Source organism: Paraburkholderia sp. SIMBA_027 (assembly GCF_046535315.1).
Lineage (GTDB): Bacteria > Pseudomonadota > Gammaproteobacteria > Burkholderiales > Burkholderiaceae > Paraburkholderia > Paraburkholderia tropica.
The window spans coordinates 321,088-346,314 of sequence record NZ_JAWRWY010000006.1 but is presented as its reverse complement, the minus strand read 5'-3'; the positions used below and the strand labels follow the sequence as shown (position 1 = coordinate 346,314).

General features: G+C 67.0%; 28 protein-coding genes. 15 read left to right on the top strand and 13 right to left on the bottom strand.

Annotated elements, in window-relative coordinates; translation table 11 throughout:
* Complete coding sequence (gspF, locus tag SB764_RS14225) at positions 1 to 1,218, top strand: type II secretion system inner membrane protein GspF (protein WP_065061786.1); 1,218 nt, start codon at positions 1 to 3, stop codon at positions 1,216 to 1,218.
* A 67-nt stretch (positions 1,219 to 1,285) separates the two neighbouring features.
* On the opposite strand, the gene SB764_RS14220 is transcribed toward gspF, so the two are convergent.
* On the bottom strand, positions 1,286 to 1,699 hold the full coding sequence (locus SB764_RS14220) for a general secretion pathway protein GspC (protein ID WP_065062261.1): 414 nt from the start codon (positions 1,697 to 1,699) through the stop codon (positions 1,286 to 1,288).
* 284 nt (positions 1,700 to 1,983) lie between these two features.
* On the opposite strand from SB764_RS14220, the gene gspG reads away from it, so the two are divergent.
* The 8 genes from gspG to SB764_RS14180 all read left to right on the top strand — a co-directional run bounded on the left by gspG (position 1,984) and on the right by SB764_RS14180 (position 8,075).
* The gene (gspG, locus tag SB764_RS14215; RefSeq protein ID WP_124262028.1) at positions 1,984 to 2,430 is read left to right on the top strand and encodes a type II secretion system major pseudopilin GspG; all 447 of its coding nucleotides are present in this window, start codon (positions 1,984 to 1,986) and stop codon (positions 2,428 to 2,430) included.
* 174 nt (positions 2,431 to 2,604) lie between these two features.
* A complete protein-coding gene (locus SB764_RS14210; RefSeq protein WP_373681623.1) occupies positions 2,605 to 3,084 on the top strand; it encodes a GspH/FimT family pseudopilin in 480 nt (159 codons plus the stop codon).
* A 1-nt stretch (position 3,085) separates the two neighbouring features.
* Positions 3,086 to 3,511: a type II secretion system minor pseudopilin GspI gene (gspI, locus tag SB764_RS14205; protein WP_065061789.1), complete on the top strand. Its 426-nt coding sequence runs from the start codon at positions 3,086 to 3,088 to the stop codon at positions 3,509 to 3,511.
* On the top strand, positions 3,489 to 4,166 hold the full coding sequence (locus tag SB764_RS14200) for a type II secretion system protein J (protein ID WP_124262008.1): 678 nt from the start codon (positions 3,489 to 3,491) through the stop codon (positions 4,164 to 4,166). Before gspI ends, SB764_RS14200 begins: the two co-directional genes overlap by 23 nt.
* The gene (gspK, locus tag SB764_RS14195) at positions 4,163 to 5,305 is read left to right on the top strand and encodes a type II secretion system minor pseudopilin GspK (protein ID WP_082992064.1); all 1,143 of its coding nucleotides are present in this window, start codon (positions 4,163 to 4,165) and stop codon (positions 5,303 to 5,305) included. The genes SB764_RS14200 and gspK overlap by 4 nt, the downstream gene beginning before the upstream one ends.
* 34 nt (positions 5,306 to 5,339) lie before the next feature.
* Positions 5,340 to 6,746 (top strand): type II secretion system protein GspL, encoded by a 1,407-nt coding sequence (gene gspL / locus SB764_RS14190; protein WP_410863844.1) that lies wholly within the window; start codon positions 5,340 to 5,342, stop codon positions 6,744 to 6,746.
* Between the two features lie 32 nt (positions 6,747 to 6,778).
* A complete protein-coding gene (locus SB764_RS14185) occupies positions 6,779 to 7,273 on the top strand; it encodes a type II secretion system protein M (protein ID WP_183713114.1) in 495 nt (164 codons plus the stop codon).
* Positions 7,274 to 7,295: 22 nt separating this feature from the next.
* Positions 7,296 to 8,075, top strand: coding sequence for a type II secretion system protein N (locus SB764_RS14180; protein WP_065061794.1), 780 nt, complete (start codon positions 7,296 to 7,298; stop codon positions 8,073 to 8,075).
* Between the two features lie 65 nt (positions 8,076 to 8,140).
* On the opposite strand, the gene SB764_RS14175 is transcribed toward SB764_RS14180, so the two are convergent.
* Together SB764_RS14175 and SB764_RS14170 are read right to left on the bottom strand one after the other, a co-directional pair.
* Positions 8,141 to 9,799: an efflux transporter outer membrane subunit gene (locus tag SB764_RS14175; protein ID WP_176079523.1), complete on the bottom strand. Its 1,659-nt coding sequence runs from the start codon at positions 9,797 to 9,799 to the stop codon at positions 8,141 to 8,143.
* Between the two features lie 233 nt (positions 9,800 to 10,032).
* Positions 10,033 to 10,341, bottom strand: a complete 309-nt coding sequence (locus SB764_RS14170) for a hypothetical protein (RefSeq protein ID WP_410863841.1) — start codon at positions 10,339 to 10,341, stop codon at positions 10,033 to 10,035.
* A 269-nt stretch (positions 10,342 to 10,610) separates the two neighbouring features.
* Here SB764_RS14170 and SB764_RS14165 point away from each other — a divergent pair, with 269 nt between their 5' ends.
* Both SB764_RS14165 and SB764_RS14160 read left to right on the top strand, forming a co-directional pair.
* Entirely contained in the window at positions 10,611 to 11,156 is a 546-nt protein-coding gene (locus SB764_RS14165) for a MarR family winged helix-turn-helix transcriptional regulator (RefSeq protein WP_074982879.1), read from the top strand.
* Positions 11,157 to 11,357: 201 nt separating this feature from the next.
* Positions 11,358 to 12,923, top strand: a complete 1,566-nt coding sequence (locus tag SB764_RS14160) for a DHA2 family efflux MFS transporter permease subunit (protein WP_410863839.1) — start codon at positions 11,358 to 11,360, stop codon at positions 12,921 to 12,923.
* A gap of 33 nt (positions 12,924 to 12,956) precedes the next feature.
* On the opposite strand, the gene SB764_RS14155 is transcribed toward SB764_RS14160, so the two are convergent.
* From SB764_RS14155 to ada, 5 genes are all read right to left on the bottom strand, one after another.
* The gene (locus tag SB764_RS14155; protein ID WP_080180602.1) at positions 12,957 to 13,682 is read right to left on the bottom strand and encodes an OmpA family protein; all 726 of its coding nucleotides are present in this window, start codon (positions 13,680 to 13,682) and stop codon (positions 12,957 to 12,959) included.
* Positions 13,683 to 13,894: 212 nt separating this feature from the next.
* A complete protein-coding gene (locus SB764_RS14150; protein ID WP_183712980.1) occupies positions 13,895 to 14,383 on the bottom strand; it encodes a hypothetical protein in 489 nt (162 codons plus the stop codon).
* Positions 14,384 to 14,622: 239 nt separating this feature from the next.
* The gene (gshA, locus tag SB764_RS14145; RefSeq protein WP_410863837.1) at positions 14,623 to 16,245 is read right to left on the bottom strand and encodes a glutamate--cysteine ligase; all 1,623 of its coding nucleotides are present in this window, start codon (positions 16,243 to 16,245) and stop codon (positions 14,623 to 14,625) included.
* A gap of 303 nt (positions 16,246 to 16,548) precedes the next feature.
* Entirely contained in the window at positions 16,549 to 17,496 is a 948-nt protein-coding gene (locus SB764_RS14140) for a DNA-3-methyladenine glycosylase family protein (protein ID WP_410863902.1), read from the bottom strand.
* A gap of 59 nt (positions 17,497 to 17,555) precedes the next feature.
* Complete coding sequence (ada, locus tag SB764_RS14135; RefSeq protein ID WP_410863835.1) at positions 17,556 to 18,749, bottom strand: bifunctional DNA-binding transcriptional regulator/O6-methylguanine-DNA methyltransferase Ada; 1,194 nt, start codon at positions 18,747 to 18,749, stop codon at positions 17,556 to 17,558.
* 453 nt (positions 18,750 to 19,202) lie between these two features.
* Here ada and SB764_RS14130 point away from each other — a divergent pair, with 453 nt between their 5' ends.
* Positions 19,203 to 19,625, top strand: coding sequence for a VOC family protein (locus SB764_RS14130; RefSeq protein ID WP_074982889.1), 423 nt, complete (start codon positions 19,203 to 19,205; stop codon positions 19,623 to 19,625).
* Positions 19,626 to 19,659: 34 nt separating this feature from the next.
* Here SB764_RS14130 and SB764_RS14125 read toward each other — a convergent pair whose 3' ends face one another.
* Together SB764_RS14125 and sap1 are read right to left on the bottom strand one after the other, a co-directional pair.
* Positions 19,660 to 20,214, bottom strand: a complete 555-nt coding sequence (locus SB764_RS14125; RefSeq protein ID WP_065061802.1) for a YaeQ family protein — start codon at positions 20,212 to 20,214, stop codon at positions 19,660 to 19,662.
* A gap of 284 nt (positions 20,215 to 20,498) precedes the next feature.
* Positions 20,499 to 20,867 carry a surface attachment protein Sap1 gene (gene sap1, locus SB764_RS14120; protein WP_065061803.1) on the bottom strand — a complete coding sequence of 123 codons (369 nt, stop codon included), beginning with the start codon at positions 20,865 to 20,867 and terminating at the stop codon, positions 20,499 to 20,501.
* 370 nt (positions 20,868 to 21,237) lie between these two features.
* On the opposite strand from sap1, the gene SB764_RS14115 reads away from it, so the two are divergent.
* The 3 genes from SB764_RS14115 (at position 21,238) to SB764_RS14105 (ending at position 22,821) form a co-directional block, all read left to right on the top strand.
* Positions 21,238 to 21,864, top strand: a complete 627-nt coding sequence (locus tag SB764_RS14115) for a LysE family translocator (RefSeq protein WP_065061804.1) — start codon at positions 21,238 to 21,240, stop codon at positions 21,862 to 21,864.
* A 207-nt stretch (positions 21,865 to 22,071) separates the two neighbouring features.
* Positions 22,072 to 22,233 (top strand): hypothetical protein, encoded by a 162-nt coding sequence (locus SB764_RS14110; protein ID WP_167371405.1) that lies wholly within the window; start codon positions 22,072 to 22,074, stop codon positions 22,231 to 22,233.
* Between the two features lie 231 nt (positions 22,234 to 22,464).
* Positions 22,465 to 22,821 (top strand): hypothetical protein, encoded by a 357-nt coding sequence (locus SB764_RS14105; RefSeq protein WP_065061805.1) that lies wholly within the window; start codon positions 22,465 to 22,467, stop codon positions 22,819 to 22,821.
* Positions 22,822 to 22,925: 104 nt separating this feature from the next.
* Here the strand turns inward: SB764_RS14105 and SB764_RS14100 are convergent, their stop codons facing one another.
* The 3 genes from SB764_RS14100 to SB764_RS14090 form a co-directional block, all read right to left on the bottom strand.
* Complete coding sequence (locus tag SB764_RS14100) at positions 22,926 to 23,948, bottom strand: S1C family serine protease (RefSeq protein ID WP_065061806.1); 1,023 nt, start codon at positions 23,946 to 23,948, stop codon at positions 22,926 to 22,928.
* 455 nt (positions 23,949 to 24,403) lie between these two features.
* A complete protein-coding gene (locus SB764_RS14095) occupies positions 24,404 to 24,616 on the bottom strand; it encodes a hypothetical protein (protein ID WP_231957654.1) in 213 nt (70 codons plus the stop codon).
* Positions 24,617 to 24,877: 261 nt separating this feature from the next.
* Positions 24,878 to 25,078, bottom strand: coding sequence for a hypothetical protein (locus SB764_RS14090; protein ID WP_065062270.1), 201 nt, complete (start codon positions 25,076 to 25,078; stop codon positions 24,878 to 24,880).
* Between the last annotated feature and the right edge of the window lie 149 nt (positions 25,079 to 25,227).

The following is a 25,227-nucleotide window of genomic DNA, read 5'->3' as shown; positions in this document are numbered from 1 at the left end:
ATGCCAGCATTTCGCTTTGAAGCGATCGACGCCGCGGGCAAGGCGCAAAAAGGCGTACTCGATGCCGACAGCGCCCGCAGTGCGCGTGCGCAATTGCGCGGCCAGGGACTCACGCCGCTCGTCGTCGAACCGGCGGCCACGCGTACGCGCGGCGCGCGCCAGCAGCGTCTCGCGCTCGGACGCAAGCTCTCGCAGCGCGAGCAGGCCATTCTCACGCGGCAGCTCGCGAGCCTGCTGATTGCCGGTCTGCCGCTCGGCGAAGCGCTTGCGGTGCTCACGGAACAGGCCGAACGCGATTACATCCGCGAACTGATGGCCGCGATCCGTGCCGAAGTGCTCGGCGGCCACTCGCTCGCGAACGCGCTCACGCAGCATCCGCGCGACTTTCCGGATATCTATCGCGCGCTTGTCGCAGCGGGTGAACACACCGGCAAACTCGGCATCGTGCTTTCGCGTCTGGCCGATTACATCGAGCAGCGCAACGCGCTCAAACAGAAGATCGTGCTGGCGTTCACGTACCCGACGATCGTGACGATCATCGCGTTCGGCATCGTCACGTTTCTGTTGAGTTATGTGGTGCCGCAAGTCGTGAACGTGTTCGCGAGCACGAAGCAGCAACTACCGTTTCTGACCATCGTGATGATGGCGCTGTCGGGTTTCGTGCGTCAGTGGTGGTGGGCGGTGCTGATCGCGGTGCTGATCGTCGCGTGGATCGTGCGCGCCACGCTCAGGCGTCCCGGTCCGCGCCTCGCCTTCGACCGCTGGATGCTGACGGCGCCGCTCGCCGGCAAGCTCGTGCGCGGCTACAACACCGTGCGCTTCGCGAGCACGCTGGGAATTCTGAGCGCGGCGGGCGTGCCGATCCTGCGCGCGTTGCAGGCGGCGGGCGAAACGCTTTCGAACAAGGCGATGCGCAACAACATCGACGAAGCCATCGTGCGCGTGCGCGAAGGTACGTCGCTGTCACGCGCACTCGGCAATACGAAGACGTTTCCGCCGGTGCTGGTGCATCTGATCCGCTCGGGCGAAGCGACCGGCGACGTCACGACGATGCTCGACCGCGCGGCCGAAGGCGAAGCGCGCGAACTCGAACGCCGCACGATGTTCCTGACGAGTCTGCTGGAGCCGCTGCTGATTCTGGCGATGGGCGGCGTGGTGCTGGTGATCGTGCTCGCGGTGATGCTGCCGATCATCGAGTTGAATAATCTGGTGCAGTAGCGGACGAGACGAACGCGCGCCACATAACGAAGGCGCGACGCCGCGGCGTCCGCCTTCGGGATGCGCCTCAGCGCACGTAGATGGTGGGACCGGCGGCGTTGGCGGGCAGCGCGACTTCCGAGCGCACGCCGTGGCGGTCGATGATGATCGAGCGCGCGCGCACTTCGGCGAGCTTCGTGTCCTGGCCGATCGGACCGCCGAGCGAGACGGCCTTGGCCGGTTCGCCGCCGATGCTCAGGATGGCCGCCGCGCCCTGTTGCAGTGCGAGGATGCCGAACAGGTGAATGTCCTGCACGGCGCTGCGGTCGAGCTTGCCGCCGAACAGCGTGCCGGCCTGATCGAGCGACACCGGCGCCTGCGCCGCCGCGGCCTGCACGGGCGTGGCGCGCGTGGTGGCGATTTCGAGCGTCCACCACGCAGCCGTGGCGCAAAAAGCCGCGAAGGCGGCGAGTGACAGGAGGCGGATTTGCAGTGGGTTCATGCGCACCATTGTACGGAGTATTGTGGGCGTTTTGATGGCACCGCGAGGGCCGTTCCCGCAACCTGAGGCGCTCCTCGGTCACGCCGGGCACGCGCGGCTCGAAAGGTGCCGAAAGGGACGCCGGAATCAGGTCGCGAAGGCGTCATCGTGTGACATTACAATGACCCGTCACAGTGGCGCGAACGTCGTGTTCGCGCGCAGGACGGAATGTGGCGCACGCTGTGCGCCGCGACGATTTTTAGCGAGGAGGGAAAGAAGTCATGTCCATGTGGGCCCAAAAACGGATGCAGCTCGGCCGTGCACAACTCGAGGGGCGCCGCCAGCGCGGTTTCACGCTGATCGAAATCATGGTCGTGATCGCGATCCTCGGCATTCTGGCCGCGCTGATCGTGCCGAAGATCATGAGCCGTCCCGACGAGGCGCGCCGTGTGGCGGCGAAGCAGGACATCGGCACGATCATGCAGGCGATGAAGCTCTATCGCCTCGACAACGGCCGCTATCCGACGCAGGACCAGGGTTTGCAATCGCTGATCCAGAAGCCCACCACCGACCCGGTGCCGAACAACTGGAAGGACGGCGGCTACCTCGAGCGCCTGCCCAACGATCCGTGGGGCAATCCGTACCAGTACCTGAATCCGGGCGTGCACGGCGAAATCGACGTGTTCAGTTACGGCGCCGACGGCAAGCCCGGCGGCGAAGGTAACGACGCCGACGTCGGCTCCTGGCAGTAAGCGTCGCCGCGCCACGCGCCCTTTTTTCAGGCATGCGTGGCGCGTCGGCGGCTCCTTCGACTACGCGAATCCTGTCTCATCCAGCCCGCTTTTTCCAGCCCGTCTTTCTCCAGCCCCATGAGCTCAAGCCCTTCCCGCCGCTGTGTCCGCGCGCCGCTTCGTGCGTCGTCCGGCATGCCGTCGCGCATGTCGCCGCGTGCGCGCGCGGCGGGCTTCACGCTGCTGGAAATGCTCGTCGTGCTGATGATCGCGGGCTTGCTGATCTCGCTCGCGTCGATTTCGCTCACGCGCAATCCGCGCACCGATCTCAACGAGGAAGCGCAACGCGTCGCGCTGCTGCTCGAATCGGCGGGCGACGAGGCGCAGGTGCGCGCGCAGCCCATCGCGTGGCAGCCGCTCTCGGGCGGTTTTCGCTTCGACGTGCGCACCGAGGACGGCTGGCGTCCGCTGCGTGACGATCTGCTCGGCCCGCGCCGCTGGGAAGGCGGCGTGACGGGCGTGGCGATCAACTATCCGGGCGACGACGACTCGCAGGCGAGCCGTCTCGTGTTCGGCACCGAAGCCGTCGATCAACCCGTGCAGATCACGCTGTTTTCGGCCGTGGGCCGCGCGACCATCGTCGGCACGGGCACCGGCCGCTTCGAGGTGCGCTGAGATGCGCCGCCCCGCTCACTCCGGCTGTTCCTCGCCGCGCTCGCGTGCGTCGCGCGCCGCGCGCGGCTTCACGATGATCGAAGTGCTGGTCGCGCTTGCGATCGTCGCCATTGCGCTCGCGGCGTCGTTGCGCGCGGTCGGCAGCCTCGCCGCCAGCGAAGCCGATCTGCACGATCGCCTGCTGGCCGGCTGGAGCGCCGACAACGCGCTCGCGCAGCTGCATCTCGCGCATGTCTGGCCCGATGTCGGCCAGCGCAGTTTCGACTGCTCGCAGGGCAATCTGACGCTCATGTGCACGCAGCGCGTGGCGTCCACGCCCAATCCCGTATTCCGCCGCGTGGAGGTGTCGGTGACGACGCCGGGCCGCGCCGGCAATCTCGCGCAACTCGTCACGGTGATCGGCAATGAAACGAACCGGTCGCTGTGATCGCGCGTCGCGCCGCGCCGGCGGCTTCACGCTGATCGAACTGCTGGTCGCCATCGCGATCCTCGCCGTGGTCGCGATCCTCGCGTGGCGCGGGCTCGACCAGATCGTGCGCGGGCGCAACATCGTCAGCCAGTCGATGGCCGAGGAGCGCGTGTTCGCGCAGACCTTCGACCAGATGCGCATCGACGTGCGCATGGCCGCCAGCGACGACGAAGCGGGCGGTCCGGCCGTCTCGGTCGACGGCGGCGCCCTGCAGATCGTGCGCGCCTTCGCGGTGCCGCCCGGCGCGGCGCCGCGTTTGCAGGTCGTGCGCTATCGCGTGTCGAACGGCCGCGTGGTGCGCTATGCGTCGCCGCCGCTGGCGACCGTGGGCGCGCTGCGGCGCGCGCAGCGCGGCGGCGAATCGGACGCGTGGAGCGCCCTGCCGATGATGCAGGGCGTCGGGTCGATCGACGCGCGCCTCTACGTGCCGAAGGTCGGCTGGACGACGAACATGGGCGACGTGCGCGGCCAGCTCAACGCGAACAACAACAACGTGAAGGTGCCGCAGCTCGGCAACGCACCCGTGCCGCGCGCGGTCACGGGGCTGCAGGTGAGCATCGGCTCGCGCTCCCTCGCGCGGCCCGTGACGCGCGTTTTCGTGATCGGAGAATGAACGTGCGCCGCTTTCGTTCTCTTCGTTCTCCTCGTTCTTCGCCTGCGTTGTCTTCGTTATCTTCGTTGCGGCTTCGCCGCAAACAGCGCGGCGCGGCGATCATCAGCGCGCTGCTCGTGGTGGCGCTGTCGGCGATCCTCGTCTCGGGCATGCTGTGGCGGCAGCAGGTGCAATTGCGGCGCATCGAGAACCAACGGCTGCTCGCGCAGGCGCAGTGGATCTCGCGCGGCGCGCTCGACTGGACGCGCCTCGTGCTGCGCTCCGAAGCCGACACCTCGGCGGGCGTGACCTATCTCGGCGGCGCGTGGGGCATGCCGGTCGCGAAGACGCGGCTCTCCGACTTCCTCGGCCAGATCGGCGACGTGCGCTCCGAACAGGGCCAGGACACGTGGGTGTCGGGCTCGATCGAAGATGCGCAGGCGCGCTTCAATCTGCGCAACCTCGTGTCGTCGCCGGCGCCGGGCGCGCTGCAGCTCAATCTCACGCAGATCCAGGTGTTCGCGCGGCTGCTGCAACTGCTCGGCATCGACGGCCAGCTCGCCAAGAACGCCGCCGTCTATCTGCGCTCGGGCCTGAACTATTCGGTCACGCGCTTTCAGACCAGTTCGACGCCGGGCAGCACCACGTCCACGCAGCAAGTGGGCGGCGGTGGCGGCGGCAGCAATTTCACCAACAATCCCGGCCTCTCGGAATCGGACGGCAACAGCGGCAACGCGCCGATCGTGATGACGAGCGTCGACGCGCTGCAGGACGTGCCGGGCTTCACGCCCGACATCGTCGCGCGGCTGCGTCCGTTCGTGACGATCCTGCCGACCACCACGCCCGTGAACATGAACACCGCGCCCGCCGAAGTCGTGGCCGCGACTGTTCAAGGCATGAGCCTGTCGAGCGCGCAGGCCTTCGTGGCGCGCCGGCAGACCGTGTTTTTCCGCAATCTCAGCGACGTGCAGCTCGCGCTGGAGGGCTCCGGTGTCCCGCAAACAGGCATCGATACCTCGCTCTGCGACGTCAATTCGAGCTATTTTCTGGTTCATGGGCGCGTGCAGCACGAACGCGCCGTGGTGGACCGGACCACGCTCGTCTGGCGCGATACGCTGACCCATACGACGCGCATCGTGCGCGTGCGCGACGAACCATGAAACCGTACCAGTCCAACATCGAAAAGAGGTGCGTTTGAGCACGCTGATCGTCCTGATGCCGCCGCGCGATCCGGCGGTTCACTCGCAGGAATGGCAGTTGCCGGAACTGCCGTTCCTGCTGCTCGACAAGGCGGGCAACACGCAGCGCGCGGGCCGCTCGGCGCTCGGTCTGTTGCCGAAAGCGACGGCCACCGTGCTGCTGATCGCCGCGCGCGACCTGCTGACCGTCTCCGCCACCGTGCCGCCGCTCAAGGGGCCGCGGCTGCGCCAGGCGTTGCCGAACGTCGTCGAGGATCATCTGATCCAGGACGCGCAGACCTGCCATCTGGCGCTCGATCCCGCGCGTCAGCCCGACGGCCGGCAGACTGTGGCCGCGATCGATCGCGGCTGGTTCCGCTTCCTCGTCGAAGGCTTCACGGGCGCGGGCCATCGCAACGTGCGTGCGGTGCCGGTGGCGCGCTGCCTGCCCGTGGCGCAGAGCGTCGTGGCGGAAGTCGCGACGGCCGAGGCGGCTGAGACTGCTGAAAGCGTCAAGGAAGCAGCCGCTTCAGCCGCTCCCGCTGCCACTGCCGCTGCCGCTGCCGCGCCCGAGATCGTCCCGGTGACGGCCTGCGTATTCGGCCCGGTGATGTCCACCGCGCCTACGCTGCTGCCCGATGCGGCGCTGCCGGTGTCCGCGGCCATGGGCGCGAGCGGCCTGCTCGAACTCGCGATCGTGCGCGGCGCGGCGGCCGAGGGCTTCGCGGTGCCGGCTGGGAGCCTCGCGGCCACCGTTTCGGCGCTGGCCGGCGACGCGCCCGTGACGCGCTATGTGCTGACCGGTTTGCCCGGCGAGCCCGCGAGCGCGGCCAGCAAGGCCGCGGCGCTGGCTGTTTTCCCCGGCGCGCAGCCGCTCGCCTTCGAGACACTCGCCAAGCGCGCGCTCGCCTGCAAGTTCGATCTGTGCCAGTTCGAGTTCGCCGCGCAGCCGTGGCGTCTCGACCGCGCGACGCTGCGCCGTCTGCGCGTGCCGATCGCGCTGGCGGCGGCGGCGCTGGTGGTGGCGATCGTCGGTGCGAATGTGCAGTGGCTGATGCTCTCGCGCCAGCAGGACGCCATGAACGCGCAGATGACCGAGCTGCTGCTCAACGCGTTTCCCAAGACGACCGTGGTGCTGGACCCGGCGGGCCAGATGGCGCGTCAGCTCTCGCAACTGCGCGTGGCGGCGGGTGAGCCGTCGCCCGACGATTTCCTCGCGCTCGCCGACGGCCTCGCGCGTTCGCTCGGCCCCGTGCCGGTCAACGGCATCGCGGCGCTCGACTATCACGACCGGCGTCTCGACGTGACCTTCAAACCCGGCGTGAACATCGACGCCGATCTGAACAAACGCCTCGCGCGCAACGGTCTCTCGGGCACGCAGGACAGCAGCAGCGGCAAGTGGACCATCAGGAGCGCATCGTGAAGACATCGGCTGTGGGCGGCGCTTGGGCCGACATGCTGCAGGAGCAGTGGAGCAATTTCTGGGACGCGCGCACGGTGCGCGAGAAGACCATGCTCACATGGGGCGGCGCACTGCTGGCCGTGGCGATCGGCTATTCGGTGCTGTGGGCGCCGGCCGCCGACGGCCGCGCGAGGCTGCGCGCCAACCTGCCCGCGATGCAGCGTCAGCTTGCGCTGATGACCGCGCAGGCTGACGAAGCGCGCTCGCTCGCGGGCGCGGCGGCGAGCGTCGCGCCGGGTGGTCAGGCGCTCAAGGACGCGCTGACCGCGTCGCTGTCCGATCACGGCATGCCGGGCGCGCAGGTGCAGATCATCGGTTCGTCGGTGCAGGTGCAGTTGAAGAACGCGTCGTTTCCCGCGTGGTCGGCCTGGCTCGACGACGTGCGCAAACAGTTCAAGGTGCAGGTGGTCGAGGCGCACATCACGACGCTCAAGACCGACGGCCAGGTCGATCTGACCGCGTCGCTGCAAAGCGCGAACGCACACTGAGCACGGCCGGGAGAACCGCTTCATGTCTTACTGGATGCGACGCGCGCGCGCCGCGCTGCCCTGGCTGTTCGTCGCCCTCGTTTCGGTGGCCGTCGTGCTGCTCGTGCGCCTGCCCGCGGCGTGGATCGCGCCGCAGTTCGCGCGCGCGACTCAGGGCCATGTCAATCTCGTCGATCCGCAAGGTTCGCTGTGGCACGGTTCCGCCACGCTGATGCTCGCGGCCGGCCACGACGTGCAGGGCGCGACGCTGCTGCCCGGCCGGATCGAATGGCGCGCCTCGTTCTGGGCACTGCTCACGGGCCGCGTGCGTCTGCAGATGCGTCAGACGGAGGCGATGCCCGACCCCGTCGACGTGGAAGCGACGCTGCGCGGCGCGAACATCACCGCGGGCGCGATCGCGGTGCCGGCCTCGCTGCTCGCCGGTCTCGGCGCGCCGTTCAACACGCTCGATCTCGACGGCAACGTGCGGCTCGCCTGGACGCCGTGGCGCGTGTTCGGCACCGACGCCTTCGGGCGGCTCACGGTCACGCTCGGCGACATGAGTTCGCGCGTCTCGCTGGTCAAGCCGCTGGGGTCGTATGAGGCGGTGTTGCAGGCGCAGGGCGCGTCGTCGACGCTCGATCTGAAGACGCAGAAAGGGCCGCTGCTGCTCGACGGCCACGGCACCTTCTCGCGCAACGCGTCGATGTTCAACGGCACCGCGAGCGCGACGCCCGATCAGCGCGAGAATCTCGCCGGTCTGCTGAATCTGCTGGGACGGCCGGTCGGGCCCGGCACGGTGGCGCTGAACTTCATGCGCTAAACCTCGCGCACAAGAAAAAACGGCGGCTCAGGCCGCCGTTTCTCGTTGTAGCGCGCTTGATGACGTTACTGCGCCCGCGTGCTCGCGGCGCCCTGCGTGGCCGCTTCGGTGGCGGTTTGCTGCGGTGAGGCGGAGGCGGAAGCGGAGGCAGAAGCCGCCGCCGCCGCGCCCGACGCCGGCACCGCTGCGGGCGCGCTGACGCTGCCGGTCTCGCGATCCATCTGCGTGGCGTCCCAGCCGCCGCCGAGCGCCTTCACGAGTCCCACCGACGACACCATGCGCTGCCCCGCGAGGCTCGCGAGCTTCTGCTGCGCGGTGAACGCCGTGGTCTGCGCGGTCAGCACGTTGACGTAATCGACCGTGCCCGCCTTGTACTCGTTCGTGACGATGGCCTGCGCATGCACCGCCGAATCCACCGCCTGCTGCTGCACGACGATTTCCTGCGCGAGGATGCGCTGCGAAGCGAGGTTGTCCTCGACGTCCTGGAACGCGGCCAGCACAGTTTGCCGGTAGGTGGCCACCTGCTGGTCGTAGGCGGCGCGCGCCGCTTCGGTCTGCGCGCGGCGCAGGCCCGCGTCGAACACCGTGGCCGCGAGCGACGGTCCGAGCGTCCAGAAGCGCGACGGCATTTGCAGCAGTTGCGAGAACACCGAGCTTTCGAAGCCGCCGCTCGCCGAAAGCGTGAGCGTCGGGAAAAACGCCGCGATCGCCACGCCGATCTGCTCGTTGGCCGAGGCCGCCTTGCGCTCGGCCGAGGCGATGTCGGGACGCCGCTCCAGCAGCGCCGACGGCATGGTGACCGGCACGACCGGCGGCGTGGCCGTGAGCGGCGATACCGGAATCGAGAACGACGAGGCCGGCTGGCCAACCAGCACGGCGATCGCGTGCTCGTCCTGCGCGCGCGCCACGCCGTTGTCGATGGCCGACGCCTGCGCGGATTGCAGCTGCGTCTGCGCCTGGATCACGTCGGCGCGCCCCGCTACGCCCTGCGCGTACTGGTTCTGCGTGAGCTTCAGCGACTTCTCGTACGCCGCGACGGTATCGTCGAGCAGCTTTTGCTGCGCGTCGAGCGCGCGCAGCGTGAAGTACGTCTGCGCGAGCGTGGCCTGCGCGGACAGGCGTGCGTTCGCGAGGTCGGCGGCCGCGCCCTGTTGGCTCGCCTCTTCCGAGCTGACCGTGCGGCTCACCTTGCCCCAGAGGTCGGGTTCCCAGGTGGCGTCGAGGCCCAGATTGACGTTGTTCGTGATGGTGCCGCTCGGGAAGCTGCCGCTCGCGTTCGAGACGCGCGTGGGCGTGCGCGAACGCGTGCCCGCGAACGAGGCGCTCACGACCGGAAAGTATGCGGCGCGCGCCTCGCCGACCAGCGCCCGCGCCTGGCGATATGCGGCGGCGTACTGCGCGACGGTCTGGTTGTTCGCGTTGAGCTGATCCATCAGGCCGTTGAGCTGCGCGTCATCGTAGATCAGCCACCACGGGCCGCGATCGGCGGCGTCGGCAGGTTGCGCGACCTTCCAGCCCTCCGGCGCTTCCTTGTAGGCCGCGGGCACGGCGCTGTCCGGCCGGTGATAGTCAGGCCCGACCGCGCAGCCGCTCAGGGCAAACGCGAGCGCCGCCGCCGCGCCCAGCAGCGCGAGCTTCGGCGTGCGGCGCGCACTGTGCAGATGAGCCGCGAACGTGGCGTCGCGGGCGGCATGAGAGGCGTGACGATCGATACGGCGGGACATGCAAGAAATTCCTGTCGATGCGGCTGGCGTGCAGGCGCGCGCGGCGATGAACGGTGTAATCGTTATGGCGACGTGGCCGCAGCGCGGTGGATCAGGCGGAACGGGCGCAGGCACACGGCGCGCGCGACGTTCGAGCGGTGCGGCCATGGTAGCGCACAGGCCGCGCGTCGCGCGCAATCTGTAAGGTTAAGCCGGGAACAGGGACGGATGTGTTACGGCGTGTGAGGTGCAGATTACGCGTCGTTACGGCAGCCTGCCGCGCAGAGCAGACGGCCGGTTGCCGAAGCCGGTGCGGCCTCGCTTTTCGCGCTGGCGGCGGCGGCCTTTGAAGCAGGCTTTGAAGCCGCGCCGCTGCGTGCGCGACGACGGTCGGCCCACAGCATCAGCACGACCGCGACCGAGCCGCCGGGCAGCAGGAACATGCCTGCGTAGAGCGCCGCCTTGCGCCAACGCGCCGCGCCGCCGGCCTGCGCAAAGGCAATCCGGGCAGTGCTGCTCACCGAGCGGCCGATGCCGCCGAGCGCGTGTTTGACGTACAGCATGGCGCGACCTACGTCGAAAAAAGTGAAGTGCGTGGAGTGTAAGTGGTTGCCTGTAATAATATTGACTATGCAATCAAATCACAACATACTTTGCGGCGCATCAATCCCGTTGTTGTTTTTACGCTGCGATAGCGACGAATCAATGACGAATGCTGCGACGCACTGACCGAATTTCCTGCGTATTTCCTGCCCAGGCAGAAAATTCTCAGGCTAGAATTCGCCCTGTTTTGCCCGTGTTTCGATTTGCCAGCGATGAGAGTGCTTTTCCCATGAACGACGGCTCCAACGTGTCCAGCAAGGTCGGCGTCGTGCCGAGTCTCGGCTACTTTCTGTCGACCGCCCGTAACGTGCTGGCCGCGCGCATGGACCGCGCCGTCGCGCCGCTCGGGCTGACCTCGTCGCAGATCGGCGTGATTCTGCTGCTCTGGTACGAACGCGCGCGCACGCCCAACGAAATGTCGCGCGTGCTCTCGTACGACACCGGCTCCATGACGCGCATGCTCGACCGCCTCGAGCGCAAGGGTTTCCTGTTGCGCCAGCGCAGTCAGGCGGATCGCCGCGTCGTCGAACTGGTGCTCACGCCGCTGGGGCGCGACGCAGCGCAGCAATTGCCCGCTGCGATTGCCGCGGTGATGGACGACCAGTTGCGCGGCTTCAGCGCCGAGGAAGTGACGACGCTCGTGCATCTGCTGCAGCGCTTTATCGCCAACGATGCCGAAACCGGGGCGGTTTGCACCGGCGGCGAATGCCCGGGCGGCGCGGCGGACGGCTCGTCGGGCAAGGACAGTAACGACAGCAACACTGGCAACGACTAAGGGCGAATCGACCCGGCGGCTGCCTTTCGGGCAGGCCGACCGCGCGAACTCAAGCCCGCACTACAACCAAATACCTGTCTGGGCAGAGAATGCCGCGACACGAAATCCCCAGCCGCACGCTCCGCCAGGCTGCTTGCACGCGGCAACGGTCTGCCTAACCGAAAGCACAGAAGCACCGAAAGCACCGCAAGGACACTGAAGATGGACGCCTCCACCGCAGCGCCCGCAGCACCCGCCGACGCGCCGCCCAAACCGCTCTCGGGCGGCACGCTCGCATTGCTCACCGTGGGCCTCGCCCTCGGCACCTTCATGGAGGTGCTGGACACCTCGATCGCCAACGTCGCCGTGCCGACGATCTCGGGCAACCTCGGTGTGGCCAACAGCGAGGGTACGTGGGTCATTTCCTCGTACTCGGTGGCGTCGGCCATCGCCGTGCCGCTTACGGGCTGGCTCGCGCGCCGCGTGGGCGAAGTGCGCCTCTTCACGCTCTCGGTGCTGCTGTTCACGATCGCGTCGGCGGCCTGCGGCTTCGCTTCGAACTTCGAGACGCTGATCGCCTTCCGGCTCGTGCAGGGGCTCGTCTCCGGCCCGATGGTGCCGCTCTCGCAGACTATTCTCATGCGCTCCTATCCGCCCGAGAAACGTGGGCTCGCGCTCGGTCTCTGGGCGATGACGGTGATCGTCGCGCCGATCTTCGGCCCCGTGATGGGCGGCTATATCACCGACAACTACACGTGGCCGTGGATCTTCTACATCAACGTGCCGATCGGGATATTTTCCGGCGTGTGCGCGTTCCTGCTGCTGCGCGGCCGCGAAACGAAGACCACGAAACAGCGCATCGACGCCGTGGGTCTCGCGCTGCTGGTGATCGGCGTGTCGTGCCTGCAGATGATGCTGGACCTCGGCAAGGACCGCGACTGGTTCAGCTCGAAGTTCATCGTCGCACTCGCGATCATTGCGGCGGTGTCGATCGCGTTCATGCTCGTGTGGGAGGCGACGGAAAAAGACCCGGTGGTCGATCTCTCGCTGTTCCGCGACCGCAACTTCGCACTCGGCGCGACGATCATCTCGTTCGGCTTCATGGCGTTTTTCGGCTCGGTCGTGATCTTCCCGCTCTGGCTTCAGACGGTGATGGGCTACACGGCCGGCATTGCCGGGCTGGCGACGGCGCCCGTCGGGCTGCTCGCGCTCGTGTTGTCGCCGCTGATCGGCCGCAACATGCACAAGCTCGATTTGCGTATGGTCGCGAGTTTTGCGTTCGTCGTGTTCGCGCTGGTGTCGATCTGGAATTCGACTTTCACGCTCGACGTACCCTTCAATCACGTGATTCTGCCGCGCCTCGTGCAGGGGATCGGCGTGGCCTGTTTCTTCGTGCCGATGACGACGATCACGCTATCGAGTGTTTCCGACGAGCGGCTCGCGAGCGCGTCCGGTCTCTCGAACTTCCTGCGCACGCTCTCGGGCGCGATCGGCACGGCGGTGAGCACGACGTTCTGGGAGGACGACGCGATCTATCACCACGCGGTGCTGTCGGAGTCGGTGAATCCGTATGCGGCGAACACGATTGCGTATCAGGACGCGCTGAAGTCGCTGGGCTACGCAGGCCAGAGCGTGACCGCGAAATTGAACGATGTGGTGACGTCGCAGGGCTACATGATGGCGACCAACGACTTCTTCCGCATTTCGTGCGCGGTGTTCGTGGTGCTGGCGCTGCTGGTGTGGGCGACGAAGCCAAGAAAAGGCGCGGGCGCGTCGATGGGCCATTGAGGTCCGGCCCCGCGCCTCGCGCGTGATGAACGGTCAGCGCGCCGTGATGCCGCTCGTTTCGATTTCGACGCGGCGGTTCTTCGCGCGGCCTTCTGCCGTGGCGTTCGACGCGACCGGCTTCGAGAAGCCATAGCCCTTCACGTCGTACTGGCCGGCGTGCAGGCCGTGCGACTGCAGATAGTTGCGCACCGCTTGCGCGCGGCGCATCGAGAGGCGGTCGTTGTAGGTTTTCGAGCCCTTCGAGTCGGTATGGCCGCTGATCACGATGGTGCCGATGTTCACGCCGTCGCTCTGCTGGATGAACTGGTCGAGCGCCTGCTTGCCGGCGGGCAGCAGGTCGGACTTGTCGAACGCGAAGTTGGCGTCGGCGTTCAGCGTGATGGTTTGCGGCTGCGTGTTGACGACCGGGGGCGGCGGAGGCGGCGGCGGAGCGGGCTGCGCGGCCGGTTGCGGCGTCTGGCAGATGAACAGGATTTCGCGCGGGTCGTTTTCGGGCAGGAAACCCGAGGCCGCACGGTCCACCGACGAGACGCGCAGCGGCTGCTTGTCGCCGCAGATCTCGTTGACCTTCTTCATACAGACCTTCGAGCTTTCGAGCAGGCCCAGACATTGGACGCGATAGGCTTGCGTGCCGTTGGCGAGCGTGACGATGTCGAGATTGTGCAGGGGCCCCGATGCCGTGGTGCAGCCGGCGGCCGCGACGAAGAGAGCGGCCAGCGGGACGGCCAGCGCACTAGCAGGCAGAAGTCGCATTTTCATTGTCGATTCGAGTGATGGAAGAGGAGTGAACTGCCCGGCGCGTGCCGAAGCAGCGCCAAGATACGAGTCCTTGGCGCTGCTGCTCCATCAGAAAGTGCTGAAATGCGTACTCGGAATGACGAGAATCGCGACAATCGATTCGGACTGCGTTCGATCTCGCGGCCTGACGGCGGGTCGATCGAACGCGGGGGCGTGAAATGTCGGCGGCGGCCTTATTGCGCCGCTGCGGCGGGCGCCGAGGCCGGCGAGGTCGCGGTGGTCTTGCCGGAGTCGTCCGTGCCGGCCGAGTCGCCGGCCTGATCGCGGACCGGCTGCTCGACGCCGGTGCGCACGTACTGCTTGAAGGCCGCGCCCGCAGCCCACGGATCGGGCTTGCAGCCGATCGAACTGTCGCAGTGTGCCGCGAAACCGATCGTGGCCGTGCCGTCGGCGTTCTTCGTCTTCGTGATCTCGTAGGCGAGCGCGCGCTTGCCGCCGCCGGGACCGGCGGTCTGGATCAGCGTGTCGGTCGCCGTCTGCACTTCATACTTCGAATGGCCGCGCACCCAGTCCTGGGCGCGTTGCCACCATGCGTCGCACTCGTTCTGGTCGCCGCAGGTGAGCGGCGCGGTGGCGATCTGCATCACGTCGGGATTGACCTGACCGCGCGGCGCGCAGGCCGCCGCCGTCACGCAGAGCAGGATCGGCAGGATTCGTTTCATCGCGTGGGTTCCTCGCAGAATGGGCGCGCGCCGTGCGCGCTCCGGTCGTTGTCGTTGGTGTCAGGTTCGTGTGGCAGGGCGGCGCGCGTCGATGCGAGACGAGGCGCGCGCGGTGCCAATATGACATTGGACTGCGTGTGCGCGCCAGTGTTTCGAGCAAATGCAATACCCGGCGTCTCGGGCGCGGGTACGCGGACGGCGGAGCGTCCGCGTACCGGCCGCAGCCGTCATCGGGGCGATCAAACGCTGTAGCGATTGAGCGTGTAGGCGCGATAAGCGGCGACGAAGGCGTCGAACGAGCCGATTTCCTCGCGTTCGAGCTTCGCCTGCTGGTCGAGCGACTCGCGCGCGAGCGCTTCGAACTGCGCCGTGACTTGCGCGTCGAGCGGACGCGAGAGGAAGTGCGCCGCGTGGCGCTCGCTCTGCGCAAGCGCAAATTGCAGGAAGGATTGCTGCTGCTCGCGCATCGTCTGCAACACGCGCGCGGACGGCGTGAGCGACGCATCGGCAAACTTCGCGCGCTGTGCGGCGAGCGAGCGCGCATGTTCGTCGCCACCCTTCGCCGCGTCGAGCAGCGCGGCCGCCTGCTCGATCTTCGCGAACAGTTCGGCGGCCCAGTCTTGCATCGCGACGCGCTGGCCGTCACGCGTGAGTTCGAGCCCGGGCTTGCGCCCTTCCTTCGTGACGATGCCGAAGTTCTCGTTCGCTTCCGCGTAATCGGCTTCCGGCAGCTTTGCGCTTTCGTCGAGCGCGCATGCGAGCAGATAGGCGTCGAGAAAACGCGCCGCTTCGAGCGAGATGCCGGTCGGCTCGAACGGATCGATGTCCATGCAGCGCACCTCGACGTACTGCACGCCGCGCGCGGCAAGCGCATGCAGCGGGCGCTCGCCCGGATACGTCACGCGCTTCGGGCGGATCGTCGAGTAGAACTCGTTTTCGATCTGCAGCACGTTGGTGTTGATCTGCACCCACTCGCCGTCGCGATGCGTGCCGATCGCCTCGTAGGGCGGATACGGCTGGCTCACCGCCTGCGCGAGCGCTTCGAGATAACCGGGCAGCGTGTCGTAATCGGCGTGCAGCGCGGATTGACCCGTGGTGTTCGAATAGCCGAGATCGCTCATGCGCAGGCTGGTCGCGTACGGCAGATAGAGCGTGTCGGCGTCGAAGCTGTCGAGCGTGTGCGCGCGGCCGCGCAGGAAGCGCGCGTCGAGCGCGGGCGACGCGCCGAACAGATACATCAGCAGCCAGCTCGTGCGGCGGAAGTTGCGGATCAGCGCGAGATAACGCTCCGACTGATAGTCGGTCTGCGAGGCCGTGGACTGATCGTGCGCGTGCAGCGCGTGCCACACGTCTTCGCTCAGCGAATAGTTGTAGTGGATCCCCGCGATGCACTGCATCGTGCGCCCGTAACGCAGCGCGAGACCCATTCGGTAGACGTATTTCAGACGGCCGATGTTCGAGTTGCCGTAACGCGCGATGGGAATGCCTTCGTCGCTTGCGGGCAGCAGGCCCGGCATCGATTCGTTCCACAGCATTTCGCCGTCGCGCGCGAGCACGGCGTAGACGAAGCGATGCAGTTCGTCGAGCTTGTCGAGCGTGATGGAGGCGTCGTGCTCGGCGGGCGTGATGATCTCGATCAACGCTTCCGAATAATCGGTCGTGAGCGACGGATGCGTGAGCGCAGAACCGAGCGCCGCGGCATGCGGCGTCGTGGCCAGATGGCCGTCGCGCGTCACCCGCAGGCTTTCCTTCTCGATGCCGCGCAGACCGCGCGTGAGCGCGTCGCGTTGCGGTCCGGCGCTCAGCACGGAAAGGCGCTGCGCGAGAACGTCGTTCGTGCGTGTGGAGGTCGTGTCTGGCATTGAAGGCAGGTCGGGCTCTGGCCGGCGAGACGGTGCTGCGCGCGCCGCCGACAGGGATATTTTCGGTAGCGGGCACTTTAACATCTCGCCGGAAGACCTGCTTGAGGCCGCCTCGGGCGGGGTTTTGCGGCCTGTGAGGCGGTTTCGGCGGCTGCGCCGCAGTGTGCGCTTCGGTACTGACGTAGCGCGGTTTCGATGGTGTATCGACGTCGAATTGCCGTAATCGCGGCGGTTTTTATGCGGTTGCAGAGATGCGTTTGCGAGGCGTTTCGCCGCGCGTTCGATCAGGCGTTGAACGACGCTTCAACCACCGCGCGCCCCACCCGCCCGATCGGCGATTTCGTTCCACAGATGCATCGCCGCATACGCGCGCCACGGGCGCCAGGTGTCGGTGCGCGCGCGCTGTTGCGTCGCACGCTCGAGCGACGGATCGCGTGCGGCGATCGCCTGCATCAGCACGAGATCGGTCGCGGGCCAGGCGTTCGGATCGCGCCATGCGCGCATCGCCACGTATTCGACCGTCCACGGGCCGATGCCAGGCAGCGCGAGCAGCGCGGCGCGCATGGCGTCGAGTTCCGCGACGTCGCCCGCCTGGGCCGCGCCCGGCAGATCGCTGCGTTCGATCGCGACTTCGCCGCTCGCCACCGCGCGCGCGAAGCCTTGCAGCGCCGCGACGCGCTTGCCCGGCATGCCGATACCGGCGAGATCGGCGGCGCCGAGCGCGGCGGGCGTCGGAAAACGCCACGCGGTGTGGGCGTGCGGATGCCCATCGATACGCTCGCCCACGCGTTGCACCAGTCGCCCGATGATGGTCGTCGCCGCCTTCACGCTCACCTGTTGCCCGACGATCGCGCGCACCACGAGTTCGAATCCCGACCACGCGCCGGGCACGCGCAGACCCGGCACCGCTTCGACGAGCGGCGCGAGCCAGGGATCTTGCGCGAGATGCGCGCCGATCGCCGCCGTATCGGCCTGAAGATCGAACATGCGCGAGAGCGGCGCGGCGAGCGCCTGCGCGTGCGCGCTCACCGGCCCGTCGATCTGCACGACGAGGCAGCGCTTGCGCGCGTGACGGCGCACGGCGAGCGTGCCGCTCGCGCCCTGGAAGTCGATGGCGCGCAGCCACGCGCCGTCCTCGACGGCTTCGACGCCCGGCGTCGCGCGGCCGCCGAAAAAGCGCAGCACGCGCGGCCAGTCGTAGGGCGCGCGAAACGGCAGTTCGAGCGTGGCGTTTTGCGTGGCGGATTCGATGCCGGCCGCCGTTTTGGGCGGCGTCGGCGGGGCTTTTTTCGAGGTCGACTGGACGGCGCTCAAGCAGCGGTCTCCGGCGTGGCGGGGGCGCGTTTCGCGCGGGGCTTTCGATCGGCCTTTTCGGGCGATTTAGCGCTCGATTGTGCCGGATCGGCGCGCACTTCGCCCGCGCGCGCTTCCGCATCGAGCAGCGCGGCCTTGCGCGTGATCCCCCAGCGATAACCCGCGAGCGAGCCGCCCTTTTGCACGACGCGATGACACGGAATCGCCAGCGCCACCGGGTTCGACGCGCAGGCGCTCGCCACGGCACGCACCGCGCGCGGCGCGCCCAGCGCTTCGGCGATCTGCGTGTAGCTGCGCGTTTCGCCGTAGGGAATGTGCTGGAGCGCATCCCAGACGCGCTGCTGGAACGCCGTCGGCGCGACGTCGAGCGGCAGCTCGAAGCGCTCGCGTCGGCCGTGCAGATAGGCGTCGATCTGCGCGACGAAGGGCGCGAGCGCGACGACGTCTTCCACGCAGCGTGCGTTTTCGAAGTCGGCGCGCAGGCTGGCCGTGAGCGCGTCGCCGTCGTCGCCGAATGCGATGCGGCAGATGCCTTTTTCGGTGGCCGCGATCAGCACGCGGCCGAGCGGCGTGGCCGCGTTCGCGAAGCGGATCGTCAGGCCCGCGCCCTTGCGCCGGAACGCCGACGGCTTCATGCCCAGCTCGCCCGCCACGCTCTCGTACAGCCGCGACGACGAGTTGAAGCCCGCATCGGCGCTGGCGCGTGTGACGTCGGCGCCCTGGGCCAGCGCGTCGCGCAGCACGGCGCCGCGGCGCGCGGCCTGATACTGGCGCGGCGACACGCCGAGCACGCGCTTGAACAGGCGCTGCAGGTGGAACGGGCTCAGATGCACGGCCTCGCCGAGCTGGGCGAGCGTGAGGCGCGATTGCGGATCGGCGTCGAGCGCGTCGCAGGCGCGGCGCACGATGTCCAGCTCGCGCGGCAGGCCGCCGGGACGGCAGCGCTTGCATTCGCGGTAGCCGGCGGCGCGCGCGGCATCTGCATCGACGAAAAATTCGACGTTCTCGCGGCGCGGCAGCCGCGACGCGCAGGACGGACGGCAGAACACGCCGGTCGTGCGCACGGCGTAGAAGAACTGGCCGTCGGCGCTCGCGTCGCGTGCTGCGACGGCGGCCCAGCGTCCGGCGTCGGCGTTCGTGTCGACAGGATCCGACGAGGCTTGGCGGTCGGCGTTCGGAATGGCGTTCATATGAGGACTCCCGCAGGGTGCGCGTGCTTGACTCGATGGCCTCACTGTAAAGGCCGCGCCGCGGTACGGCGTGCCGGATCTTGCGCTGTCGTTCGGGCCCGTGGAATCGCCCGGAACGACGGCCACGCGAGCCTGCTGCGAGCACCATTCATGCGCGCCGATGCCCTGTCAATGTGCGACTGCGACAAAATGGCACCATTGCGGGTTTTCCCTTAAAAACTTGTTGCGTCGCGTCAGACCGCTGTGTATAGTGATTCCTGTCTCCTCCATGTCTCCTCCTGATATGGATTAAGCCCGCTCACAGCAGCGGGCTTTTTTTCGTCCAGCGTTTTGGGGGCGCATTTCCGCGTCCCGGCCGCACGCCTCGCGAGATGACAAGACGTCATTCTCCGCCCAACTTCCCTCCTACACTGCAATGACTTTGTTCGGACACGCCAATCGGCGGGGACCGTCATGCAGATCCAGATTCGCGAAATCGATCATGTCGTCATTCGCGCCGCCCATCCGGCCGCGATGACGCGCTTTTACTGCGACGTGCTCGGCTGCCGCGTCGAACGCGAGGAAACGCAGCTCGGACTCGTGCAACTGCGCGCGGGCCGTTCGCTGATCGATCTGGTGTCGATGGGCGGTCCGCTCGATCGCGAGAAACCGGGCAACGGCGGCGCGACGCCGACGGGCGCGGGCCGCAACATGGATCATCTGTGTCTGCGCGTGGAGCCGTTCGACGGCGCGGCGCTCAAGGCGCATCTCGCCGCGCTGGGCGCGCGTCCTGGCGACGTGGTCGAGCGCTACGGCGCGGAAGGCTTCGGGCCGTCGCTGTATCTGTTCGATCCCGAGGGGAACATGGTGGAACTGAAAGGGCCGCCGAACGGCTAGCCCTGGGCGCGTTCAGAAAGTGCAGAACCGGCGCTCAGACGTTCTCGGGCGCCTTGAGCACGGTCCATTCGACCGCGACCGGCTCGCTCGTCGTGCTGCCGATCCACGCCGCGCCGTCCTGCACCGTGCATTGCAGGCGCATCGTCCGTTCGGCCAGCTTGCCGAGCGCCGCAGCCACGTCTTCGCCGAGCGACCAGACAGTGACGTTGCGCAGCCGTTCGACCTTGCCGCGCACGCCTTGCCACCAGATATCCGAGGTGCGGCCGCCGTAGGCGATCACGATTACCTCGTCCGCGCGCCCCGCCGCCTTGGCGATGCGGCGCTCGTCGGGCTGGCCGACTTCGATCCACGTCTGGATTGCGCCCGTGTAGTCCTTGCTCCACAGATCGGGCTCGTCGGTGTCCGACAGGCCCTTGCAGAATTCGAGACGCTCGCCCGCGAACAACGCGAAGGCGGCGATGCGCACCATCATCCGCTCATTGGTTTCCGACGGATGGCAGGCGATCGTCAGCGCATGGTCGGCGTAGTAGTGCCGGTCCATGTCCGCGATCTGAAGCTCTGCCTTGAAGATGGTCGATTTAAGTGCCATGCCGATTTCCGCCCCTCGATACCCGCCGCTGTCAGTTGTGCTGTCAGTCGTGCAACGTGCTGCGTCGCGGCGTAAAAGCCGCACATGATAGCGAGTTTCCAGCACGGGCTGTGCCGGTTTCATCAGACGGCGACGCAAGTCGAGCGCCGGTCATGTCGATGATCGGAAGCGAAAATGACGCGGCGATGAAGGGGGCAAAACAGGAAGCTCAAGCCGACAATCGTGACGCGCAAGCGTACGCACACACCGCGCGCCGGCGGTGAGCGCGCGTCTTGCGGCTGGGCTTATTGCTTGATGGAGCGGTCGCTGGTCCAGAGGCCCTGGTCGTCGGCGTTCGCGGCGTTCACGAACTCGACGTCGTGACCCACCACGCGCACCACGCGATACGACTGGTTCTCGGGCGTCGAGAGGCAGCGGAAATCGGCGAAATATTCCTGCATCTGCTGATGCTCGCCCGCCTGCTCGTGCTGGGAGACGGCGTCGAGCTTGTCCCTGGAGAGGCAGCCGTAGGAGCCGGGTTTGAGCTGCACGGTCTGTTGCGGCTTGACCGAGACCGCTTGCGCCTCTTGTGCCTCTTGCGCCGATGCCACGCCAACGAGACTCGCCGAGCAGACGGCAAGAACGGCCACGGCGGTTGCGGATAGCCTTCGCATGGTTCTGCCTCCTCGGCGGGTGGGTTGTCTTCGGTTAGCTATGTATTTAACGGCCACGATCGACCCGCATTTTTCAATCTAGAAGAGCACGAATAGAGTGCAAGAACAACTTGTGTGCGGGCGCAACAGGCGTTGTCACCGGCCTGGTCGCACGACGCTTGCGCAAGCGCCGATGCGGCGTGCGAGCATGATGCCGCGCCGCACATAAGGAAGCGTTACGCCGCCTTCATCGCGCGCCCGACAATTCGCAGGCCGCAGAATAAAAACGATGCCAGGCATGCCGTCGCCGCCCTTTTCCAGACCGCATCAAACCGACTTGCGCGCACGCCGTCTTCGTGGATAAATCGGGCATCCCTTTTGGAGAAATTCCATGACTCTCGCTCACTGGCTGCCGTTCGCGATCGCCTCGGCCATCCTCGTCGCCATTCCCGGGCCGACCGTGCTGCTCGTCGTTTCCTACGCGCTCGGTCATGGCCGCCGCTATGCGCTGGCCACCACCGCGGGCGTCGCGCTCGGCGACTTCACGGCGATGACGGCGTCCATGCTCGGCCTCGGCGTGATTCTGGCGGCTTCCGCCACGCTGTTTTCGGCGCTCAAGTGGGTCGGCGCCGCGTACCTGATCTATCTGGGCATCAAGCTCTGGCGCGCGCCCATCGCGAACCCCGAAGCGCCCGACACCAGCGAAACCCGCACCGGGCGCATCTTCGCGCACGCGTTTGCCGTCACCGCGCTGAACCCCAAGAGCATCATTTTCTTCGTCGCGTTCGTGCCGCAGTTCATCGATCCGCATATGCGCGCGTTGCCGCAGATCGTCGTTTTCGAGGCGACGTTCCTCGTGCTCGCCACGCTCAATGCCTTCGGTTACGCGCTGCTGGCCGCCGCGGCGCGCAAGGCCGTGCGCAGCCCGCGCGTGCAGCGGGCGGTCAATCGCACGGGTGGGTCGCTGTTGATCGGCGCGGGTCTGTTCGCCGCCGTCTGGAAGAGGTCGGCGGCTTGATTAGTGGCGGATTCGGCAGCGGAATCGGCGTGCGCGCGGTCGATTTCGCTCGGTGTTTTCCCGGCTTGCGAGGGCGGGCACGCGCGCTGCTCAAGCGCTTGCGTACGGCGGATCACGTTTGTTTCTGAATAAGTAGTCGTCCGGCGTGCAAACTGTAGCGTTCCAGCTACAATGCAATTGCAACCGCTTGACAGCCAGGAGGTAATCGTGATCGAGCACGTAATACTGGGCGCGTTTCTGGTCATCCCCCTCGTCATTGTCGTTTTCCTCTTCTCGGACGAGATTCTCGAGGAGCACCGGCAGCGAGTCCTCGCCGGGGATCATCACATCGACTGGCGTCATCCGTTACGCAGCATTCTTCATCATTGACGAAGCACGCTGCCGTTCCGCCCGGGCCAAGGGTCCGGGCTTCGCGCATCCGTCTGCTGGCGGGCGCGCCGTCTCTTGCGCGGGCTCCTGCGCAGTCTCCTGGTGAGCGCGGTCACTGATCGCGTTAATTCATCATCCGCGTAATTAGTCGTTACCCTTTGCTGCACCTGTATCCGCGTATCAGGGCCACAATCGCTCGCATGTTTTCATACAGTTCTCGAGGAGAACGACATGCGTAAGATTGCTGCTGTATTGGTGCTGGCGGGTTGCGTGGTGGCGGCAGGTCCGGCCAGCGCCCATGATCGAGGTGGCGACGTGGTAGGCGCGCTCGTGGGCGGCGCGCTGATCGGCGCCGTGGTGGGTGCGGCTGTCAGCGGTCCGGCTGTCTATCAGGCGCCGCCGGTTTATGCCGAGCCGGCGCCGGTGGCCGCGCCCGTGTATGCCGAGCCCGCACCGGTTTATGCCGCCGCGCCCGCGCCGGGCGGGTGCTACGACCAGTATTCGGGCCGCTACGTGCCCTGCGGCCCGCCGCAACCGGCGCCGCCCCCGCCGCCGTATGGCGCGTATGAGCAGCAGCCGGGCTGGTAAGCACGGTTTAAGCACGGTTCTGTCGATCGAAGCGGCCGCGCTCCGGTTTCCCGGAGGCGGCCGTTAGTCTTATGGGCGCGCGCTTTTGTGCGCCGCGACCACTTTCAGGACGTCTGCTCCACGGGCGTGATCTGCAGATTCAACTTCTGCGTCAAACGGATCACCGTGAATTCGACGACGCGATCGATACGCGAGGCGTCCAGCAGCCGTTGCAGCGCGTCGATGCTGTCCACGGGCAGGCCGTCGATCGCCACGATGGTGTCGTCCGCGCGCAGACCGCCTTGCGCCGCCGGACTGCCCTTCGCGCTCTCCATCACGCGCACGCCGGTCGTCGTCGCCAGTTCGAAATAACGCTGCACCTTGCGCGCGATCGGCACATTGGTCCCGGCGATGCCGACGTAGGCGCGGCGCACGCGTCCGTGCATGAACAACTGCGTGATGACCCACTTCGCCGTATCGATCGCCGTCGAAAAACAGATCGCCTGCGCGCCCGGAATGATCGCCGTGTTCACGCCGATCACCTGGCCCGCCGAATTGACGAGCGGCCCGCCCGAGTTGCCCGGATTGAGCGCGGCGTCGGTCTGGATGACGTCGTAGATCATGCGTCCGGAGGCCGAGCGCAGCGAACGTCCGAGCGCCGACACCACGCCCGTCGTAACCGTCTGCGCGAGTCCGAGCGGACTGCCGACGGCAATCGCGATCTGTCCGACGCGCAGTTTCGCCGATTCGCCGAGCGTGGCGTGCGGCAACGCCTCGGACGCGCCGATACGCAGCACGGCGAGGTCGGTGCTCGGGTCGTCGCCGATCAGGTCGGCGTCGTGCGTCGAACCGTCGGCGAGCGTGACGCGCAGCGCGTTCGCGCCGTGCACGACGTGGCTGTTGGTGAGCAGATAACCGTCGGGCGTGAACAGAAAGCCCGAGCCGGTGCCGCCGCGCGCGGCAGCCTGGCCGCTCGGGCGATGCTCGACGGCAATATGGGCGACGGCGTGCTGCACGCGCTCGAGCGCCCCGATGACAGTGTGCGAATAGGCGTCGAGAATCGCGTCGTCGCCGGGCGCGCGCACGTGAGCGCCGTCGGGCGAGAGATCCCGGGCCAGATCGTCGATGAAGGCAGGTCGGCTTCCCACGATCGGTGTTCTCCGATGAAAGTGGGCCCTACATGCAGGGAGGCCGGCGAGATTTCAAGATGGTTTCGTCAGCGAGGAACGCGCTGGATAAAGGGACATACCGCACGGCGGGAACGCGGAATCCGTGGATGGTTAACGATTGTCAGATCGGCCTGGCGGCCATTGAAGCGGCCGGAATCAGCCGTGACAATGGTTCGGCGGCGACGTCCCCTCGGCGCCGTGTTGTCAGTAGTGGCAAGCTCTTCGCCGCGGCCCCTGCCGCGGCTTTTTTTGTCCGCGCGAATTGAAGCGTGCATTCAAAGGCCGTCGCGCACGGCGTCCGCACGATGCTGCGGAATCCTTAGAAAGAAGCCCGCGCGAAGGCGGGCTAATCCATGCTCGGGTTACATGGCGAGGTAAATCGGCGGGACGTGCCGCTTGTCCGAATGCGGCATCGACCGGGACGACCGGACCGTTCAGGCGGCAGCGTGCGCTTGCAGGCGCTCGAGTTGCGTCATGAGCGAGTCGATCGTACGAAACTGGGCGTGGGAGAGTTGTGCCGTATCGAGCAGATTCGAGAGGCGCTTATGCCAGTACTCGAATGTGAGAATGGGTATCGCGCCCTCAGTCAGCAGCGACGGCACCATAACGCGCATGATGTGCGCAATTTCCTGATCGATGAACTTCACGTTTCTGCCCCCGGAAATCGTCGAAATCTCATTAACTGGATCTCGTGTAAGCACTGTAATTCGCCACTAAGAGGTGTATAGCTATCACATCTGATAGGGCGCTGGGAGGACGTGCCCGCTCCCGATGCGAAGCCTTGTCAGGCGGGCGTTTCAGCCATCCTGCCGTTCGGTTGACAGGCGCGGATCGGGGGATATCCTGGTGTTGCGTGCACGCCGTACACGCGCATTTCGCGGGATTTTCACGCGGTTCTACGGGAGTGCTTAATGTCGCCAGCCGCGCCCGTAATAGCCGCCGAAGCCGACGCCGACATCGACCGTAGGCGCCGCGTAATAGCCCGGCGCGTAGCCGTAACCGTAAGCCGGTGCGGGCGCGTAGGCATACGGCGGCGCCACGACACAACCCGTGAGGCTCGCCAACCCGGCGGCCAGTGCAATCGCGCAAAAGAGTTTGATCGTCTTCATCGTTTTCTCCTGATGCACGTATTGTCGGCGTGCATTTCGTTTGAAAACGAAACGATGTGTGACGATGGATTACCGCGCACAGGCGGCGCGGCGTCGGCGCGCGGGACGTGTTGCGAATCCTTACGATTGTGCGGAATTCGCAATCGTGG

Bases quoted from the DNA above. Each gene is read 5' to 3' on its own strand.
- SB764_RS14105 (WP_065061805.1), top strand. From the start codon at position 22,465: ATGCGTAAGATTGCTGCTGTATTGGTGCTGGCGGGTTGCGTGGTGGCG.
- gspG (WP_124262028.1), top strand. From the start codon at position 1,984: ATGCAGCTCGGCCGTGCACAACTCGAGGGGCGCCGCCAGCGCGGTTTC.
- SB764_RS14125 (WP_065061802.1), bottom strand. From the start codon at position 20,214: ATGGCACTTAAATCGACCATCTTCAAGGCAGAGCTTCAGATCGCGGAC.
- SB764_RS14185 (WP_183713114.1), top strand. From the start codon at position 6,779: ATGCTGCAGGAGCAGTGGAGCAATTTCTGGGACGCGCGCACGGTGCGC.
- SB764_RS14150 (WP_183712980.1), bottom strand. From the start codon at position 14,383: ATGAAACGAATCCTGCCGATCCTGCTCTGCGTGACGGCGGCGGCCTGC.
- SB764_RS14115 (WP_065061804.1), top strand. From the start codon at position 21,238: ATGACTCTCGCTCACTGGCTGCCGTTCGCGATCGCCTCGGCCATCCTC.
- SB764_RS14155 (WP_080180602.1), bottom strand. From the start codon at position 13,682: ATGAAAATGCGACTTCTGCCTGCTAGTGCGCTGGCCGTCCCGCTGGCC.
- SB764_RS14220 (WP_065062261.1), bottom strand. From the start codon at position 1,699: ATGAACCCACTGCAAATCCGCCTCCTGTCACTCGCCGCCTTCGCGGCT.
- gspI (WP_065061789.1), top strand. From the start codon at position 3,086: ATGCGCCGCCCCGCTCACTCCGGCTGTTCCTCGCCGCGCTCGCGTGCG.
- SB764_RS14180 (WP_065061794.1), top strand. From the start codon at position 7,296: ATGTCTTACTGGATGCGACGCGCGCGCGCCGCGCTGCCCTGGCTGTTC.
- SB764_RS14165 (WP_074982879.1), top strand. From the start codon at position 10,611: ATGAACGACGGCTCCAACGTGTCCAGCAAGGTCGGCGTCGTGCCGAGT.
- SB764_RS14130 (WP_074982889.1), top strand. From the start codon at position 19,203: ATGCAGATCCAGATTCGCGAAATCGATCATGTCGTCATTCGCGCCGCC.
- SB764_RS14200 (WP_124262008.1), top strand. From the start codon at position 3,489: ATGAAACGAACCGGTCGCTGTGATCGCGCGTCGCGCCGCGCCGGCGGC.
- sap1 (WP_065061803.1), bottom strand. From the start codon at position 20,867: ATGCGAAGGCTATCCGCAACCGCCGTGGCCGTTCTTGCCGTCTGCTCG.
- gspF (WP_065061786.1), top strand. From the start codon at position 1: ATGCCAGCATTTCGCTTTGAAGCGATCGACGCCGCGGGCAAGGCGCAA.
- ada (WP_410863835.1), bottom strand. From the start codon at position 18,749: ATGAACGCCATTCCGAACGCCGACCGCCAAGCCTCGTCGGATCCTGTC.
- SB764_RS14210 (WP_373681623.1), top strand. From the start codon at position 2,605: ATGCCGTCGCGCATGTCGCCGCGTGCGCGCGCGGCGGGCTTCACGCTG.
- SB764_RS14170 (WP_410863841.1), bottom strand. From the start codon at position 10,341: ATGCTGTACGTCAAACACGCGCTCGGCGGCATCGGCCGCTCGGTGAGC.
- SB764_RS14175 (WP_176079523.1), bottom strand. From the start codon at position 9,799: ATGTCCCGCCGTATCGATCGTCACGCCTCTCATGCCGCCCGCGACGCC.
- gspK (WP_082992064.1), top strand. From the start codon at position 4,163: ATGAACGTGCGCCGCTTTCGTTCTCTTCGTTCTCCTCGTTCTTCGCCT.
- SB764_RS14090 (WP_065062270.1), bottom strand. From the start codon at position 25,078: ATGAAGACGATCAAACTCTTTTGCGCGATTGCACTGGCCGCCGGGTTG.
- SB764_RS14160 (WP_410863839.1), top strand. From the start codon at position 11,358: ATGGACGCCTCCACCGCAGCGCCCGCAGCACCCGCCGACGCGCCGCCC.
- gshA (WP_410863837.1), bottom strand. From the start codon at position 16,245: ATGCCAGACACGACCTCCACACGCACGAACGACGTTCTCGCGCAGCGC.